The 16,584-nt window shown below is 37.4% G+C and carries 15 protein-coding genes, 1 rRNA gene and 1 other annotated feature; of the genes, 3 read left to right on the top strand and 13 right to left on the bottom strand.

What is annotated here, in order from left to right; genetic code table 11:
- Window positions 1-133: 133 nt before the first annotated feature.
- The 5 genes from BHU72_RS13985 to BHU72_RS13965 all read right to left on the bottom strand — a co-directional run bounded on the left by BHU72_RS13985 (window position 134) and on the right by BHU72_RS13965 (window position 6,357).
- Window positions 134-1,498: a uracil-xanthine permease family protein gene (locus tag BHU72_RS13985; RefSeq protein ID WP_069703249.1), complete on the bottom strand. Its 1,365-nt coding sequence runs from the start codon at window positions 1,496-1,498 to the stop codon at window positions 134-136.
- Window positions 1,499-1,973: 475 nt separating this feature from the next.
- Window positions 1,974-3,257: a serine--tRNA ligase gene (serS, locus tag BHU72_RS13980; protein ID WP_069703248.1), complete on the bottom strand. Its 1,284-nt coding sequence runs from the start codon at window positions 3,255-3,257 to the stop codon at window positions 1,974-1,976.
- A 125-nt stretch (window positions 3,258-3,382) separates the two neighbouring features.
- Window positions 3,383-3,958 (bottom strand): pyridoxal 5'-phosphate synthase glutaminase subunit PdxT, encoded by a 576-nt coding sequence (gene pdxT, locus BHU72_RS13975; RefSeq protein ID WP_069703247.1) that lies wholly within the window; start codon window positions 3,956-3,958, stop codon window positions 3,383-3,385.
- A gap of 26 nt (window positions 3,959-3,984) precedes the next feature.
- Window positions 3,985-4,869 (bottom strand): pyridoxal 5'-phosphate synthase lyase subunit PdxS, encoded by an 885-nt coding sequence (gene pdxS / locus BHU72_RS13970; RefSeq protein ID WP_069703246.1) that lies wholly within the window; start codon window positions 4,867-4,869, stop codon window positions 3,985-3,987.
- A 186-nt stretch (window positions 4,870-5,055) separates the two neighbouring features.
- Window positions 5,056-6,357: a D-alanyl-D-alanine carboxypeptidase family protein gene (locus tag BHU72_RS13965; protein WP_069703245.1), complete on the bottom strand. Its 1,302-nt coding sequence runs from the start codon at window positions 6,355-6,357 to the stop codon at window positions 5,056-5,058.
- 212 nt (window positions 6,358-6,569) lie between these two features.
- Between BHU72_RS13965 and BHU72_RS13960 the strand changes: the two genes are divergently transcribed.
- Window positions 6,570-7,805, top strand: coding sequence for a hemolysin family protein (locus BHU72_RS13960; RefSeq protein WP_069703244.1), 1,236 nt, complete (start codon window positions 6,570-6,572; stop codon window positions 7,803-7,805).
- A 174-nt stretch (window positions 7,806-7,979) separates the two neighbouring features.
- Here the strand turns inward: BHU72_RS13960 and guaB are convergent, their stop codons facing one another.
- The gene (gene guaB / locus BHU72_RS13955) at window positions 7,980-9,437 is read right to left on the bottom strand and encodes an IMP dehydrogenase (protein WP_069703243.1); all 1,458 of its coding nucleotides are present in this window, start codon (window positions 9,435-9,437) and stop codon (window positions 7,980-7,982) included.
- Window positions 9,438-9,610: 173 nt separating this feature from the next.
- Here guaB and BHU72_RS13950 point away from each other — a divergent pair, with 173 nt between their 5' ends.
- The gene (locus BHU72_RS13950; protein ID WP_069703242.1) at window positions 9,611-10,672 is read left to right on the top strand and encodes a YaaC family protein; all 1,062 of its coding nucleotides are present in this window, start codon (window positions 9,611-9,613) and stop codon (window positions 10,670-10,672) included.
- Window positions 10,673-10,823: 151 nt separating this feature from the next.
- Here the strand turns inward: BHU72_RS13950 and BHU72_RS13945 are convergent, their stop codons facing one another.
- The 4 genes from BHU72_RS13945 to BHU72_RS13930 all read right to left on the bottom strand — a co-directional run bounded on the left by BHU72_RS13945 (window position 10,824) and on the right by BHU72_RS13930 (window position 13,096).
- Window positions 10,824-11,186: a GerW family sporulation protein gene (locus BHU72_RS13945; protein WP_218076153.1), complete on the bottom strand. Its 363-nt coding sequence runs from the start codon at window positions 11,184-11,186 to the stop codon at window positions 10,824-10,826.
- An 83-nt stretch (window positions 11,187-11,269) separates the two neighbouring features.
- The gene (locus BHU72_RS13940; protein ID WP_069703240.1) at window positions 11,270-12,004 is read right to left on the bottom strand and encodes a hypothetical protein; all 735 of its coding nucleotides are present in this window, start codon (window positions 12,002-12,004) and stop codon (window positions 11,270-11,272) included.
- A gap of 4 nt (window positions 12,005-12,008) precedes the next feature.
- A complete protein-coding gene (locus tag BHU72_RS13935; RefSeq protein WP_069703239.1) occupies window positions 12,009-12,521 on the bottom strand; it encodes a zf-HC2 domain-containing protein in 513 nt (170 codons plus the stop codon).
- 2 nt (window positions 12,522-12,523) lie between these two features.
- On the bottom strand, window positions 12,524-13,096 hold the full coding sequence (locus BHU72_RS13930) for an RNA polymerase sigma factor (protein ID WP_069703238.1): 573 nt from the start codon (window positions 13,094-13,096) through the stop codon (window positions 12,524-12,526).
- 241 nt (window positions 13,097-13,337) lie between these two features.
- Window positions 13,338-14,122: a sequence feature (most likely nonfunctional fraction of RNA operon), on the bottom strand.
- Between BHU72_RS13930 and BHU72_RS16655 the strand changes: the two genes are divergently transcribed.
- Entirely contained in the window at window positions 13,905-14,297 is a 393-nt protein-coding gene (locus BHU72_RS16655; protein ID WP_083248511.1) for a YaaC family protein, read from the top strand. Its footprint overlaps the feature before it by 218 nt.
- Window positions 14,298-14,588: 291 nt before the next feature.
- On the opposite strand, the gene BHU72_RS15955 is transcribed toward BHU72_RS16655, so the two are convergent.
- The 3 genes from BHU72_RS15955 to rrf form a co-directional block, all read right to left on the bottom strand.
- Window positions 14,589-14,906, bottom strand: a complete 318-nt coding sequence (locus tag BHU72_RS15955) for a hypothetical protein (protein ID WP_176720500.1) — start codon at window positions 14,904-14,906, stop codon at window positions 14,589-14,591.
- Window positions 14,907-15,098: 192 nt separating this feature from the next.
- Complete coding sequence (locus tag BHU72_RS13925) at window positions 15,099-15,419, bottom strand: transcriptional regulator (RefSeq protein ID WP_218076152.1); 321 nt, start codon at window positions 15,417-15,419, stop codon at window positions 15,099-15,101.
- Window positions 15,420-16,304: 885 nt separating this feature from the next.
- A 5S ribosomal RNA gene (rrf, locus tag BHU72_RS13915) occupies window positions 16,305-16,421 on the bottom strand.
- Between the last annotated feature and the right edge of the window lie 163 nt (window positions 16,422-16,584).

Here is a 16,584-nt window from a genome sequence, read left to right as displayed (position 1 = left end):
TATTTCTAGGCAATGATAGATCCCCTATTGAGGTAAAACACTCTGAAAAATATTTAGTACTACTAAAATAATTTAGTAGTACTAAATATAGCTTCATTATATTATACGCTATTGAAAAATAATACCTTTTTTCTTACGCTTCTATTTTTGTCTCTTCTGATACACAAATTGGTTTGCTATCAGCAGTACCCTTAGGTAATACAACGTTTAATATAACTGCAAGGAATGCAGCGATTACCATACCGCCAGAACCACCAAGAATCAGTTTCGTTGTTTCAGAAAACGCTCCTAGTACTCCCGGAACATTACCTACTCCAAGCCCTATGCCTAATGAGCAAGCAAGAATTAACAAGTTTCTCTGGCTTAAATCTCTACTTACCATTGCGATACCTGATGTCATAATCATTGCGAACATAATGATTGCTGCTCCACCAAGTACACTTGTCGGCATAACCGCGATAATAGCACCAAGCTTAGGGAAAAGACCTGCTAAGATTAAGAATACGGCACCAATTAACACTACGAATCGGCTCATGATTCCAGTAAGTGAAACGATCCCTACGTTTTGACTGAACGATGTATTCGGGAAAGCGTTAAATAACGCTGCAAGAACACTACCAAGACCATCGGCCATAATTCCGCCACGTAATTCTTCATCCGTAGCTTCGCGCTTTGCTCCACCAACTGTAATCCCCGAAATATCTCCTACAGTCTCAATCGCAGTAACAACATACATCAGACACATTGCGAAAATCGCAGGCCATACAAATGTAATGCCATATTCTAAAGGCATTGGTATAGAGAACCAAGGTGCATTTACTACAGCATCAAAGTTCACCTTGCCCATAGGAATTGCAACGATGTAACCCACAACCATACCAATCAGTATGGAAGCAACTTTAAACATACCCTTTGTGTATTGATTAAAGATGAGTATTGTTACAAAAACAAGTCCTGCTAAAAACAAGTTCGAGAAAGAACCAAAGTCTGGCTTACCAACTCCACCAGCTACATAATTCATACCTGTTGGAATTAAATATAATCCGATAGTTAAAAGTACAGTACCTGTTACAACAGGAGGGAATAGCTTACGTAATGGTTTTAAGAACGACCCTAGTACCATTTCAAATAATCCACCTATAAGTGCAGCTCCAAAAACGGCCGATAACCCATACGTATTCCCAACAGAAATTGCAATTGGTACAAAACCAAAACTAGTTCCCATTACGATTGGTAGTCTAGCTCCCACTGGTCCAATACGATAAACCTGTAATAATGTAGCGACCCCTGCAATTAACATGGCGCACTGTATCAAGAACGCGCGATCTTCCACCGTTAAACCAATGGCTCCTGCAACAATAATAGGAACCGTTACGTTTCCTACAAACATCGCCAACACGTGCTGAATTCCTAGTGGAATTGCTTCCTTTAAAGGCGGCTTACCATCTAATTCATATGGCGATGTGTTTAACTTTTCTTCATTCAACTTTTCTCCCATAATTAAACCTCCCTAAGATGTTGTGTATGCGAATTCTAGTTGTGATTATTACTCCCCATTGCAAAGTTTCAGTGCTTCACCACCACCTTAATCTACTTTTTTAAAATCCCCATAAATCTCGCATTCAGAGAAATATAATTAATAATTCATGAAGAATTCTGAATGATACTATAGTACAAATAAAAAGGGGCTCATTCTGAAGAATAAAACTTCAGAATAAGACCCCATTGCCTTATCAGTAAATGAACTCGCAAAAATCCCCGAGCGATACCATATGACTAGAAACACCATTTAATTTCATTTGATTCGAAGTGTACATAGAAAACACGCCTTTGCATTTTCGTCACTTTATCTGACATAGAAATGGTTTTCCTTGCCAAATATTAAGTATTACTAAACTTATTTAATCACATTATATTTAACCTTACCGCTAATGTCAATATATTTCACATGAAAATATTTTAGAAAATAATTTTTATGCTTTTGGACTAATTTTTTCTACCCCACCCATATACGGACGGAGCACTTCTGGTATAATCACACTGCCATCTGCCTGCTGATAATTTTCAAGCAAAGCAGAAACCGTACGCCCTATAGCCAGTCCTGAGCCGTTTAATGTATGCACGAATTCCGGCTTACCCTTCTCGTCACGGCGGAAACGAATTTTCGCACGTCGTGCTTGGAAATCTTCAAAGTTACTACAAGAGGATATCTCACGATATGTCGCATAGCTAGGCATCCATACTTCAATATCAAACTTTTTCGCAGCCGTAAAGCCTAAGTCCGCCGTACACATACGCATCACACGATATGGTAACTTCAATAATTGTAAAACCTTCTCTGCGTCCTTCACTAAAGTCTCCAGTTCTTCATGGGAGTCTTCCGGGCGAACGAACTTTACAAGCTCTACCTTATTAAACTGGTGCTGACGAATTAGACCTCTTGTATCTCTACCAGCAGAGCCTGCTTCGCGACGGAAGCATGCACTGAACGCAGCATACTTAATCGGCAATTGATCATTTGTTAGGATCTCATCACGATGCATGTTCGTTACTGGTACTTCTGCCGTCGGGATTAAGAAGTAGTCACTATCAGCAATTTTAAAAGCATCTTCTTCAAACTTCGGCAACTGCCCTGTACCCGTCATACTTGCGCGATTGACAATGTATGGCGGTAATACTTCTTCATAACCATGCTCCATCGTATGTAAATCTAACATAAAGTTAAAAAGTGCTCTTTCTAAACGCGCACCTAACCCCTTATAAAAAACAAATCGCGCGCCAGTTACTTTACCAGCCGTTTCGAAATCAAGAATTCCTAGGCTTGTCCCAAGGTCCCAATGAGCTTTTGCTTCAAAATCGAAGTTCGGAATATCTCCGACAAGACGTTCTACCACATTATCATCCTCTGTCTCGCCAACAGGTACTGACTCGTGTGGTATATTAGGAATGCCAAGTAATACATCCTCTAGCTTCTCGTCAATTTCACGGACCTTATCATCGAGGTCTTTTACCTGCTGGGATACTTCCCGCATTTGTAAAATCAGATCTTCTGCATCTTCCTTATTCTTCTTCTTAACAGCTACATCTTCCGAAACTACATTTCGACGGTTCTTCAATGCCTCTACCTGCACTAATAAATCACGTCGTTGTTGATCAAGCTCTATAAATATATCTAAGTCCTTAATATCTTCCCCACGTTTCGATAAGGCTTTCTTCACATCTTCCAAGTTAGCTCTAATTAGTTTTGGATCAAGCAAGTATCTTCATCTCCTTTGTTGCTATTATTCTTCTACATTTTACCTCTTTCTAAAACAAAAATAAAGCAGAGTATCAAAACTCTGCCTTATCCCTTATGTGAATCATAATCTTAAACGTTAGAAACTTAATGCTTACCTTCTACCATCTCTATAAAATAGCGATGGACACGCTCGTCATCTGTAAGCTCTGGGTGAAACGACATCCCCAAAATGTTCCCTTGACGAACAATCACTGTCCGTTGGTCATGCTGGGCTAAGATTTGAACATTGTCACTTTTTACTTCGGCAACCAATGGTGCGCGAATAAAAACGGAACAATAGTCTTCCCCAACACCAGGAATATTCAGCTTTTGTTCAAAGCTGTCGACTTGGCGACCAAAGGCATTACGCTCCACCGATATATCTAATAACCCTAAATGCGCTTCTTCTTGTCCTACAATTTCCTTTGCTAAGACAATCATTCCTGCACAAGTACCCATGACTGGCTTTGCTTCAGCAAATTTACGAATCCCCTCATCGAACCCATACTTTTTCATGAGTTTACCGATGGTCGTAGATTCCCCACCAGGTAATATCAGGCCGTCTATCTCTTCCAGCTGCTCTAGTTTCTTAACTGCTACAGCTTTAGCGCCAGCCTTTTCGATCATATTCATATGCTCGCGTACAGCTCCTTGTAGAGCTAATACACCGATTGTCTTCATTATATATGTCACTCCTGATTATTGTATTACCAGCCGCGATTCGCCATTTTCTCTTCTTCTTTTAAAGTAGAGATATCGATGCCCTTCATGGCAGTTCCAAGGTTCTTAGATAATTCACCAATCAACTTGTAGTCTTCGAAGTGAGTCGTTGCTTCAACAATCGCACGAGCAAACTTCTCTGGGTTGTCCGATTTGAAAATTCCAGATCCAACGAATACGCCGTCAGCTCCTAATTGCATCATAAGAGCAGCATCCGCAGGTGTTGCTACACCACCAGCAGCAAAGTTAACAACTGGTAACTTACCATTTTTGAAAATAAACTGGATTAACTCGAAAGGAGCTCCAATGTTCTTCGCGAATGCCATAAGCTCGTCCTCTGCCATGTTCTTCACTTGGCGGATTTGGCTTTGCATAGTACGCATATGACGAACAGCTTCTACGATATTACCAGTTCCTGGCTCACCCTTTGTACGGATCATCGATGCGCCTTCACCAATGCGACGAAGCGCTTCCCCTAAATCACGAGCACCACATACGAAAGGTACAGTGAACTTGTTCTTATCAATGTGATACACTTCATCAGCAGGAGTTAATACTTCACTCTCATCGATGTAGTCTACACCCATAGCTTCTAATACACGAGCTTCCACAATATGGCCAATACGTGCTTTTGCCATAACTGGGATAGTAACTGCTTTCATAACTTCTTCCGTGATTGTAGGGTCAGCCATTCTAGCGACTCCACCTTGTGCACGGATATCCGACGGTACTCTCTCTAATGCCATAACAGCAACTGCACCAGCAGCTTCTGCGATTCTTGCTTGCTCAGCGTTTACAACGTCCATGATGACGCCGCCTTTTTGCATTTCCGCCATACCGCGTTTTACTGTAGTTGTTCCTATTTGTACCATTATTACATAAACCCCCTATGAATTATCCTAAGCGCATCACATATATTTGTTAATGAATTGCTATATTTAGCTACATTGTCACTAATTCATTATTCTACATGATAATACACAAAAATACAACCAAATTAGTCGGGAATGCCACAAACTATTCGAATTTTTGAATCAAAGAAATATGTGAAGAATCGCTTATTCCTTAGAGAAAATGCCTAGAATTTTATCCGCAATCCCCTCAAAAATTCCAACAAATGTATCCTTTATTCCTCGACCTAATAATCGCAGGAATCCAGCTTTTTCGACATCTTCTTTCGCTACTAGACTAACAGGTTCGCCAATCATCACACCATCACGTTCATAATACACTCTTCCAAGAACTGTGTTCGCTAGAATTGGTGCTACGATGCTCTCGTTAATCTCAATCACTTGATTATACGTATGCTTTCCTTCTTTATCGACGACAATATTTAAATTTTGGGCAGCGAGTAGTGCCACTTCACGCTCTTTCCCTTTGTCAACTTTAACAACCTTTACTTCTTCCTTGCCACGAATCATTGTCTGACGCTCATAATTGTTAAATCCGAAGTTCAATAGCTTAAGCGTTTCATCCTGGCGTGCACGGTCATTCGCAGCACCTAAGATAACACTCACTAGACGAAAGCCATTCTTTTCCCCGGTTGCTGATAAGCAATATTGCGCCTGATCAGTAAAGCCGGTTTTCAGTCCATCAATCCAATCATTTCGCAACATAATATTATTACGTGTTGGCATATTCACACCGTTTTGGAACGTTGCAAACGTCTTCCTCGTGTGTTCCAACACATCTGGATACTTACTTACTAGCTCTCTTGATATAACAGCAATGTCCATGGCAGACATAGTATGCCCACTTGGTTCATTAAAGTTAGGGAAACGATCCGTATATGGAAAACCTGTCGCATTTAGATATCTCGTGTTGCGAAGGCCTAGTTCCTGTGCCTTTTCATTCATTAAATTCACAAATAAGTCCTCAGATCCTGCCACATGCTCCGCTAATGCAACAGCAGCGTCGTTGGCAGAGTATACAGCAATTGCCTCAAACATTTGCTTTAGAGTCGCCTTCTCTCCAATTGCCAAGAATACCTGAGACCCTGTCATGCTATGAGCCTTTTCACTCGTAGTAACCATGTCATCCCAAGATACGATACCCTTCTCAATTGCTTCCATAATGACTAGCATCGTCATAACTTTCGTTACACTTGCTGGTGGGAGGGAGATTTGGTCATTTTTCGAGTACAGAACTTGTCCAGTATCGACATCCATTAATACGGCGGAACGAACCTGAAGATTCAAAGCATCCACTTCTTGCGTCGGTTGCTGCGTCGTATTTCCATTGGCTTCACTCTCTGGCGTTGATTCTGTTGTCTCTGAGGTTTGTGAGCCTAAGACAGATGTAGTTGGAAGATTCATAGTAAATAGTACAACAATCAAAAGGATGTGGATGATTCTTTTCATGGTTATTCCCCCTAAAATTTTTGAAGATAAGTGCCTGTCCATTTGAACACTTGTCTTATAGAATATCATAGTCGTACCTATGAGTGAAGGACCATTTTAGACTATTTATTGCAGTCTAATAGTAGTTGTATTAATCCTCTTTGTATTCAAATTGATTAAATTCATTTTTTTCGTTATATTATAAGTATATTCAATTTGGGAGTGGTTTTAATTTGGACAGTATACCCTATGATTCGATTATCTTATTAGCAGCTTTATTGTTTTTCTCAAGCTATTTCTCTGCTTCGGAAACCGCTATTACAAGTGCTAATAAAATACGACTTCGAAATCAGGCAGAAACAAGTAAAAAGGCACAACATTCCTTAATTCTTACAGAGAATTTTGACAAAAGCCTTTCTACAATTCTTATTGGCAATAACATCGTCAATATAGCAATGGCTTCTATTGCTACAAAATTAGCAACTGATTTATATGGAGGACAAGCATCTACGTTAGTTGTAACGACTCTAATTACAACCATTGTGGTACTTATTTTTGGCGAAATATTACCAAAATCTTTGGCAAAACAGTCACCAGAAAAATTCTTATACACGATATCATTATCTTTATCTATCATATCAAAAATTTTCTCACCGCTTACGTGGATTTTTGTTAAGTTGAAAACCTTTGTAAGCAATATGGTTGGTAAAAATGACGAGCCAACGGTAACCGTGGAAGAAGTAAAGGCGCTCGTAGATATCTGCGAAGAAGAAGGTACTTTTTTAGCAAAAGAAAAGGAATTACTGCATAACGCAATTGAATTTGATGATATAGTGGTAAAAGAAATTTTGACTCCTCGTCCTGATGTTGTTGCTGTTCAATCAATAACAACGATAGAAGAAGTAAAGGATGTTTTTATTCGTGAAAAATATTCACGCCTACCTGTGTATGAAGATTCAATAGATAACATTATTGGCATTTTATCTTATCGTGATTTCTTTGCTCATTACGTACAAGATCCCAATTTTGACTTATTAGAATGTGTTCGCAAACCCTATTTCGTGATTGCATCAGCGAAAATTTCTTACTTGTTAAAGGAGTTCCAACTCAATAAGGTTCATCTTGCTATTGTGTTAGATGAATATGGTGGTACTGCTGGGATTGTATCCATAGAGGATATTATTGAAGAAATTGTTGGTGAGATTTGGGACGAACATGATGAAAATGAAATGTTTATCGAAGCCATTGAAGAAGGTACATACCTTCTAGATGGAAGATTATCTATAGAAGACTTTAGTCGATTGTTTCACATTGACTTACCTGAAACATCATCGAATACCATAAGCGGATGGATTTCTGAGCTGATGGGCTATCTTCCGAAAAAAGGTGAAACTATACAGTATGAGCATTTTACAATGCATATAGAAGAAGTACGAAATCGTCGTATTCAAAAGGTATTAGTGAAATAACTAACTGAATTATATAAGGTTCTATATAAACAAAACTTGGCATACACCAAGTCCTTAAGACGCAGGTGAATGCCTTATTTGCCATTACTTATAATCAGAATTTTTATAAATTCTGATTATGTAATAAAGCAGCTAACGACTTATGACGTTAGCTGCTTTTCTTTAGGTCAACTTTTATACACTGTAGTTAGGCGCTTCTTTAGTAATATGAATATCGTGCGGATGGCTTTCTATTAATCCAGCGTTTGTAATGCGAATGAATTTCCCATCAGTGTGTAACTTCTCAATCGTTGGTGTACCACAATAGCCCATTCCTGCACGAAGTCCTCCAACTAACTGATAAATTGTATCTGCCAAAGGTCCTTTATAAGGAACACGGCCTTCGATACCTTCTGGAACAAGCTTTTGTTCATTTTCTTGGAAGTAACGATCCTTGCTTCCTTCCTTCATTGCCCCAATAGAGCCCATACCGCGATATACTTTATAGCTTCTTCCCTGATAAATAATTGTTTCTCCAGGGCTTTCATCTGTACCTGCGAACAAGCTACCCATCATTACAACATTCGCACCTGCAGCGATAGCTTTCGTAATATCTCCTGAGTATTTAATACCACCATCAGCGATAATTGGTACTCCATACTCCTTCGCTACCTTTGCACAATCATATACTGCTGTAATTTGCGGAACGCCAATTCCTGCAATAACACGAGTTGTACAGATTGATCCAGGACCAATTCCTACTTTTATCGCATCAGCACCAGCCACGATAAGCTCTCTTGTTGCTGCACCAGTTGCGACGTTACCTGCAATAATGTTTAAGTCTGGATACATGCCACGAATGCGGCTTACCGTTTCAATAACACCACGGGAGTGTCCATGGGCAGTATCGATGACAATGCAATCAACATGGGCTTTCACTAAAGCCTCAACTCGCTCTTCTAAGTCCTTACTAACGCCAACGGCAGCGCCTACTAACAATCGTCCTGACTCATCTTTCGCTGCATGCGGATACTGTCTTGCTTTTTCTATATCTTTAATTGTAATTAAGCCTTTCAGTTTATTGTTCTCATCTACAAGAGGAAGTTTCTCAATCTTATGCTCTTGTAATATGTCTTGAGCTTGTCCTAACGTCGTTCCTACTGGAGCAGTGACTAGTACTTCCTTTGTCATTACTTCATCAATAGGTCGATTGTAATTCTTCACAAAACGTAAATCACGGTTCGTAATAATCCCGACTAGTTTAACCTCATCATCAACAATTGGAATCCCGGAGATTCTATATTTCGACATCAACTCTTCTGCTTCATAAACAAAGTTATGTCTTTGCAGGTAGATAGGATTGGTAATAATACCGCTTTCCGAGCGTTTCACGCGATCGACTTCTTCTGCCTGTTGCTCAACACTCATATTCTTATGAACGATTCCGATTCCACCTTCTCTTGCAATGGCAATCGCAAGTTTCGAAGTCGTTACAGTATCCATACCTGCGCTCATTAGAGGAATATTTAATTTGATTTTTTTCGTTAAGTTTGTAGTTACCGATACATCCCGTGGTAAAATCTCTGATTTAGCAGGAATTAATAATACATCATCAAATGTTAAGCCTTCTTTGGCAAATTTATCGTCCAAAATAAAACACTCCTTATTTTTTTATCTAAGCCATAGCCCCGGGCTTATATATTATTGCTAGTCTAACAAAGTGGTTGTTTTAGTGTCAAGGATTACTTCAACTTATCGAATATTTTCTGACGATAAAACCAAACTAAATTCATTACGAGTTTCCATGACATGAGAGGTCGATGCCAATGAAAACGATTAACCGCATTTTAACAGAAGAACCATATAAGAAAATGTGGGATTACTATATGTACTTTGAAAGCGAAGATACTGTGAAACGCTTTCTAAGCGACAAATATTCCTATTTAGATTCCGATACTGCTCATTCCTTAGCATCTCAAAATACACCTAAGATTATTTATTACATCAAGCAGGCAAGGGCATATTATCGAGCAGCTGAGAACAGCAATAATTTAGTCAAACCGTTACTCTTGTATTATGGAATGACCAGTTTATCAAAAGCACTGATCAATATCAACGACCCACATTACCCTAAGTGCACAAGTGTATTACGGCACGGTATAACAACTAGGAAAATCAAAAAAAGCCATTATCACTTCTTAGAGGATGAGATAAAAATACAAAGAGAAGGCTTGTTCATCCTATTAAATGAACTAATTGGCGGACCATTGATGTCGTCAAACCATAAATTCTATGTCCATGAAATGTTCTCTTTAGTTCCTGAAATCCGTGATAGTTTTGAACGATTAAACCGAAAAAGCAAAGTAATTCCTGTGAATATTACACAACTATATGCCAATCCTACACAAACGCCAATCTATATAAGTAGAGATATATTACATTATATTGATGCAGAGTACGAAGGCCTTCCAGAAGCTTTAAATAAAAAGAACAAGGATTCAAACGGGCTATTTACACTCCCTGAAGATATAAATCCTAATAATTCATATCTAAAGTTGATATGGGAAAATAAAAATGCCCTTCATGTTCTCGATGAGCCTTTAGGCTTCAATAATGAATACTTTATTGAGGATGTAAATCGAAGAATCTTCTTCCGATCAAAGATACATAAAGATATTAATCTTCCTGAAATTAGTGTTCACTTTATACTCATGTTTATATTGGGGATGCTCTGTCGTTATGAATCCGAGCGCTGGGGGGAGATTGTACTCTCATCCTCGACAAGTGATATGTTTATTATAAATGATTACTTAAATATCTCGATGCGTAAATATCCAAATTTAATCTTAAATCAATTATTTGATGAATTATTTGTTTTTGTTAAATAGGCATCTATAAACAAAACTTGGCATACACCAAGTCCTTAAGACGCTGGTGAATGCCTTAGTTGCCGTTATACTATCAACACTAAATTTATAAATTCTGATAGTATAAAACAAGTTGCACACTCGCTAGATTGGAGTGTGCAACTCGATATAACTATTCTTTTTTTTCGGAACCTTCACAGCAATTAACTTTAATCTTATCTACAATATCTGGTACCATCGAAACAATTTTTTCTAGGGATCCTCGTTCACTTATTGGTAGAATTGATACTTCATCATCCTTCACAACTACTAGAGCCTTTGGTGAAATTCTCGCACCTGCACCTGCACCTGCACCTGATCCATTGTCTGACCCCTTGTGTTCTCCTTCTCCTCCGCCTCCGCCTAACCCAAAGGACACGCTTAGCACTGGAATCAAAGTAACATTCCCTATTTGAATCGCTTCCCCAATTACTGTTTTTGTTTGTAAGAATTTCTCCAATCGCTCTAATACTGAATCCATAATGTCCTTTACCATATAATCCATCTCCTTTTATTTAATAGTGATTGTTTATTGCATCTAATCCATTAATACACCAAACGAACGCATAGGGTTGCAAATTACATTGCGAATTTTTTCGGATTTATCTTGTAACGAATCCAACTAATCCAAATTCTCCTTGTCGACTTAGCAAATATGAATTTCAATACCCGTAACAATATGACTAACAGGATGACTTTCCCTGATACCTTGATGTCAACGTCTACAATCTCTTCCTCCCACGCCGGGATAATCGATATACTATAATTTGGCTTCAAACCTCTAAAGACTTCAACGGCCCCTAGTAGCCATGCCGTATAATGGGGCTCATAAAAACCAATCGTTGCTATTATTTTAAACTTCTTTGGACTTATCATGTTTATCAAATCAGCTAGAAGCCTATATACATCTTTAACATTCTGGAATCGTATATATTTTAATAAAAAGCGTCCATTAGCCTTCTGGCTTGATCTTACAGTTTTTAAATTCTCTAGTTCCTCTTCCTTTTCCTCAACTTTTTTTCTATCTATTTGCTTATTGTTTTTCGTTTCTTCTTCCTCTTCGATTTTTTTATTTTCATTTATATGAATATCTTTATTGAGTGCTCCAATCCATAGGGTCAATTTCTTTTTTTGTAAAGATCCAGCTTTAAATGTCATACCTAGAATAGTTGCCAGTGACACTTGTAGTTCTAATAGGTATTTTTCATGATTATTATATTTTACCTGGTAGTGAAACGGTAAAACGATTATTAGGATTAATAGTAGAATTATAATTGATGTTGCAATAAGAATAAGGTCAAGGAATAAACTCAAGTTCCTAACCCCCTATACTTTTCGATATTCTCGAGAAGATTGAATCCTTTATTTTTTTCCCTGTATATTGGACGAGTTGTCCGCTCTTGTTCAGTCCAGGTATAAATTCAGTGAACATAGTAGCTTTTCTTATGTTTCGTTGTTGAATTTCGTATACTGTAGCGAATGTAGTTTTTTGCATAGTATTTTGTTTCTTATTCTTATTTTTATTACCATTGAACGTGTGTGTTGTACGATTTGATTGATTTGTATTCGTCTTGGTAATGCTATTTTTTTCGGGAGTACTCATCTCAGCATCAATGGTAGACTTTCTAAGCATTTCTAACTCTATTGCAGGGATTTCTATCTCATCTTCATTGCGCAAATTCCAATCGACCAGCTTTAGTTGGTTAAGAACATATCGGCAATCTGGGCAGGTTTTCAGATGATTATTAATTAAAGTTTTTTCAATATTGCTAACCTTTTTGTCTATATATGCGCTGAGTTGTTCTTGAACTCCAATACAGTAATAATCCATATTTACACCTCCAACAGCTTATGTTCATCTAAAAACTTTCTTAACAAGCTTCTACCTCTTGAAATATTACTTTTTACCGTACCCAACGGTTGATTTAATGCCTTCGCAATTTGCTCGTAGCTCATATCCTCCGTATATCGTAAGACAATTGGAATTCTATAAGCTTCTGGCAAACTCTTAATACTTCTGCTAATAATCTCCTGTGTATCATTGGCACACGCAGTTTCCTCAATATTAGTGGTATCTATAATTTTGTTAATGAATTCCTGTTGTTCATCTATTTTCGCATCAAGAGATACCTCCTGATATTTATTACGTGAGCGATAGTAATTTATACAGGTATTTATAGCAATTCTTTTGACCCAAGGGTAGAATGGCATATCCTCATTAAAGGTATGGATGGAGCGAAAGATTTTAATATATACTTCTTGAAGAATATCTAAAGTTTCTTCACGGTCTCGAGTGTATCCATAACAAAGCCGATACAATTGGGATTCATATCTATGTAACAATTGATCAAAGGCTTGTGCATTGTGGGCCTTACATTCCTTAATCAATGATAGCGATATATCCATCCATTCTTACCTCCTTCTACAAAAAAGCCATATCCCATAATCATTTATATAAAAATCTTAAAGTTGTATATAAAGGTTCGAACAAAGAGTTCTATAATAAACATACACTATTTTCCTGAAAAAAGTTGCAAACACATATATAAAAAAAGTGAGAAATATAGAAAAGCAGTAGAATAAAAGTAATATTAGATACAATAAAAAGACCTTTGAAAGATAACTCTCTCAAAGGTCTTCATTCATTGCCTGGCAACGTCCTACTCTCCCAAGGACCTACGTCCTAAGTACCATTGGCGCTGGAGGGCTTAACGATCGTGTTCGGTATGGGATTAGTATCTGTCCGCTTAACATATCACTATGCTTACACGGGTCTTACTAGCTTATGCTATGGGAAATCTTATCTTGAGGGGGGCTTTGCGCTTAGATGCTTTCAGCGCTTATCCCTTCCAAACTTGGCTACCCAGCTATGCTCCTGGCGGAACAACTGGTACACCAGCGGTTTGTCCATCCCGGTCCTCTCGTACTAAGGACAGCTCCTCTCAAATTTCCTACGCCCACGACAGATAGGGACCGAACTGTCTCACGACGTTCTGAACCCAGCTCGCGTACCGCTTTATGGGCGAACAGCCCAACCCTTGGGACCTACTTCAGCCCAGGATGCGATGAGCCGACATCGATGTGCCAAACCTCCCTTCGATGTGGACTCTTGGGGGAGATAAGCCTGTTATCCCCAGGGTAGCTTTTATCCGTTGAGGGTCGGCCCTTCCATACGGCACCGCCGGATCTATACGCGAATCCTACACAAACACCTATCCATATAAGTAGAGATATATTACATTATATTGATGCGGAATACATAGGCCTTCCAGAAGCAATTTGGGAAAATAAAAATGGTCTTTCTCGTTCTCGATGGCCCTTGGGCTTTAATAATGAATACGTTATAGAGGATGTAAATCGAAGAATCTTCTTCCGATCAAAGATACATAAAGATATTAATCTTCCTGAGATTAGCGTTCATTTTATACTCATGTTTATATTAGGGATGCTCTGTCGTTATGAATCCGAGTGCTGGGGGGAGATTTTACTCTCATCCTCAACAAGTGATATGTTTATCATTAACGATTATTTGAATATTTCAATGAGAAGGTATCCGAATTTAATTTTGAATCAGTTGTTTGATGAGTTGTTTGTGTTTATTAAATAACTCTCACTCTTTAAAACAGCTAGGAAGCTAGGCGTGTACAGTACATTAGAGTAGCAAAAAGACTTTTGATAAATTATTCTCTCAAAGGTCTTATCATTCTGTTTCAACTTTCAGGTATATCCCCTAGCTCTAAACAACGCTCCAGCTCACATGATTAGTTATAGATTAGTATTATAACAAGCCTAGTAGTCGTCTACCGAATATGGACTAACAAATGATACTTGTTTACAAAAAAGTGAAGATATTGCTTGGTAAGCAATATCTTCACTTTTATAATAATATTATTTTCTTTTAGCTATTATAGTAAAATTCAGTATAGAAAGTTACATTCGAAATACCAAACGGATCCCCAATAAAATGGAGTTTCCCAACATATCTTACCGTTCCTGTTCTACCGTTATCTATAACATTATATGTTGGTCCAGTTAAATTACTGACATATTTATTTGTAGCATACGCTAAATATTTAAGATTAAAACTTGAATTTCTCATATTTGATATAGTGGTACCACTAACATCAAATATAGTTGTAATAGAAAAATACTGTGGATTTCCCCATTCATCTTGCGTCCTAGTTTTGGTGACAGTGGAATAAACACCAATATCCATTGATTCTGAATTTTTTATCAGTTACACTTTGGTTTTCACGCATAGCAATATAATCTAACAAATTTCTTTGCTGTACCGCTAATTTTCGTACTACTCTTTCATATTCCTCTAATGTCATTTTAGATTCATCTACATATGAAAACCCTAAATTTAAATTAAATTCTTCATTTATCCAACCTCTTTAGTAAATTATCAATCAACAGTTAATGAAGAATCACGAATAATAGTCTCCAGCAATACAACATATTCCTCTAATTCATCCCTGCCAAATGATGTAAGAGAATATACGGTTTGCATTTTTTTATCAATAATCTTTTTTTCTGATTCTACATATCCCCATTTCTGCAGTTTTGATAATTGTACACTTATATTTCCATCAGTAGCTTTCGTGATGAGCTTTATTTCATTGAATGTCTTTTGTCCTCTAACTAAACAACTTATTAAACTTAACCTTAACGGTAGCGTAAATGCTTCAGGAATATTATTGATTTCCATTTGAACAACCTGCTCCACAACCATTCCTCAAAATAATTGCCAATATTATGAAGCCAAATGAGATAACTATATGATAGTACAAAGACACCAATGAAATGGATGTAGGTAATCTAGAATAGCTAATCATAAACTCTATGTCATTATAGACTCCTGATAATACTAAATATACAAATATAATAATTGCTGAGATAGATGACATAATAATTTTTCTCAGTATAACAGCACATATAATAATAAAAGTACAGAAAAGAAGTATATTTGACAGCATACTTATGTTTTGTAAATAAACTATAGATTCTACAATCTTTTCGTTGGAAAACGGCATATAATAGAGCATAATTCTTATCAGTAACATCATTATAGGCAATAAAAATGTAACACCTGCAAATACGCAAAGAAAACTAAAATAGTACTTGTTAGATCCTGATCTTTCCTTTTTGTATATTTTCATAAAATAAATAAATACAGCAACATATAAAAATGTAGTTAGTAACTTACTAGTGTTTGAAGCTATTTGGTACGTGTACAAATCTAATGTAATTGCCCCAACCGTTATAATAGTAAAGTAAATTAAATTAATAATGCCTAGATATAGCATAAATTTGTATATTTGACTTGAAGCACTTTTCGAATCTCCAATAGAGTCTCTAATAGTACGTATATCATTTAAAGCTGCATCTAATAAGATATTTTTCAATTTGCACCACTCCGCATATTTACTTTATAATATAAAGTAAATATGCAAATTTGTCAATAATGGTATTAATTGATAAATTTCTATAATTTTAAACTATTTCTAAAAAGTCTTTTACTTGTTTTTACAATCTTATAGTGAATAGCAGAGAATGCAAAAAAACACTTATAGAAGGTTTTATCCTTACCATAAGTGCTTTTCATATGATTGCCTGGCAACGTCCTACTCTCCCAAGGACCGACGTCCTAAGTACCATTGGCGCTGGAGGGCTTAACGATCGTGTTCGGTATGGGAACGGGTGTGTCCCCTCCGCTATCGCCACCAGACATTCAACTACACGCTAAAACCTACTATCGACATCGAAACATTTTTTGTCTTACTCTGTGTGCGTTTTTGGGTTAACCCTTTTGGTTAAGCCCTCGACCGATTAGTATCTGTCCGCTTAACATATCACTATGCTTACACTCCAGACCTATCTACCTCGTCATC

Origin of the sequence: Desulfuribacillus stibiiarsenatis, assembly GCF_001742305.1 — a bacterium.
In the GTDB taxonomy this organism is placed as follows: domain Bacteria; phylum Bacillota; class Bacilli; order Desulfuribacillales; family Desulfuribacillaceae; genus Desulfuribacillus_A; species Desulfuribacillus_A stibiiarsenatis.
The sequence above is the reverse complement of the archived record's forward strand: the minus strand, read 5'-3'. Positions and strand labels throughout refer to the sequence as shown.

Coding starts and splice junctions, on each gene's coding strand:
- pdxT (WP_069703247.1), bottom strand. CDS start 3,958: ATGAAGACAATCGGTGTATTAGCTCTACAAGGAGCTGTACGCGAGCAT.
- BHU72_RS13945 (WP_218076153.1), bottom strand. CDS start 11,186: ATGGTAAAGGACATTATGGATTCAGTATTAGAGCGATTGGAGAAATTC.
- BHU72_RS13950 (WP_069703242.1), top strand. CDS start 9,611: ATGAAAACGATTAACCGCATTTTAACAGAAGAACCATATAAGAAAATG.
- BHU72_RS13965 (WP_069703245.1), bottom strand. CDS start 6,357: ATGAAAAGAATCATCCACATCCTTTTGATTGTTGTACTATTTACTATG.
- BHU72_RS13985 (WP_069703249.1), bottom strand. CDS start 1,498: ATGGGAGAAAAGTTGAATGAAGAAAAGTTAAACACATCGCCATATGAA.
- BHU72_RS13930 (WP_069703238.1), bottom strand. CDS start 13,096: ATGGATATATCGCTATCATTGATTAAGGAATGTAAGGCCCACAATGCA.
- BHU72_RS15955 (WP_176720500.1), bottom strand. CDS start 14,906: ATGGATATTGGTGTTTATTCCACTGTCACCAAAACTAGGACGCAAGAT.
- BHU72_RS13935 (WP_069703239.1), bottom strand. CDS start 12,521: ATGGATTATTACTGTATTGGAGTTCAAGAACAACTCAGCGCATATATA.
- pdxS (WP_069703246.1), bottom strand. CDS start 4,869: ATGGTACAAATAGGAACAACTACAGTAAAACGCGGTATGGCGGAAATG.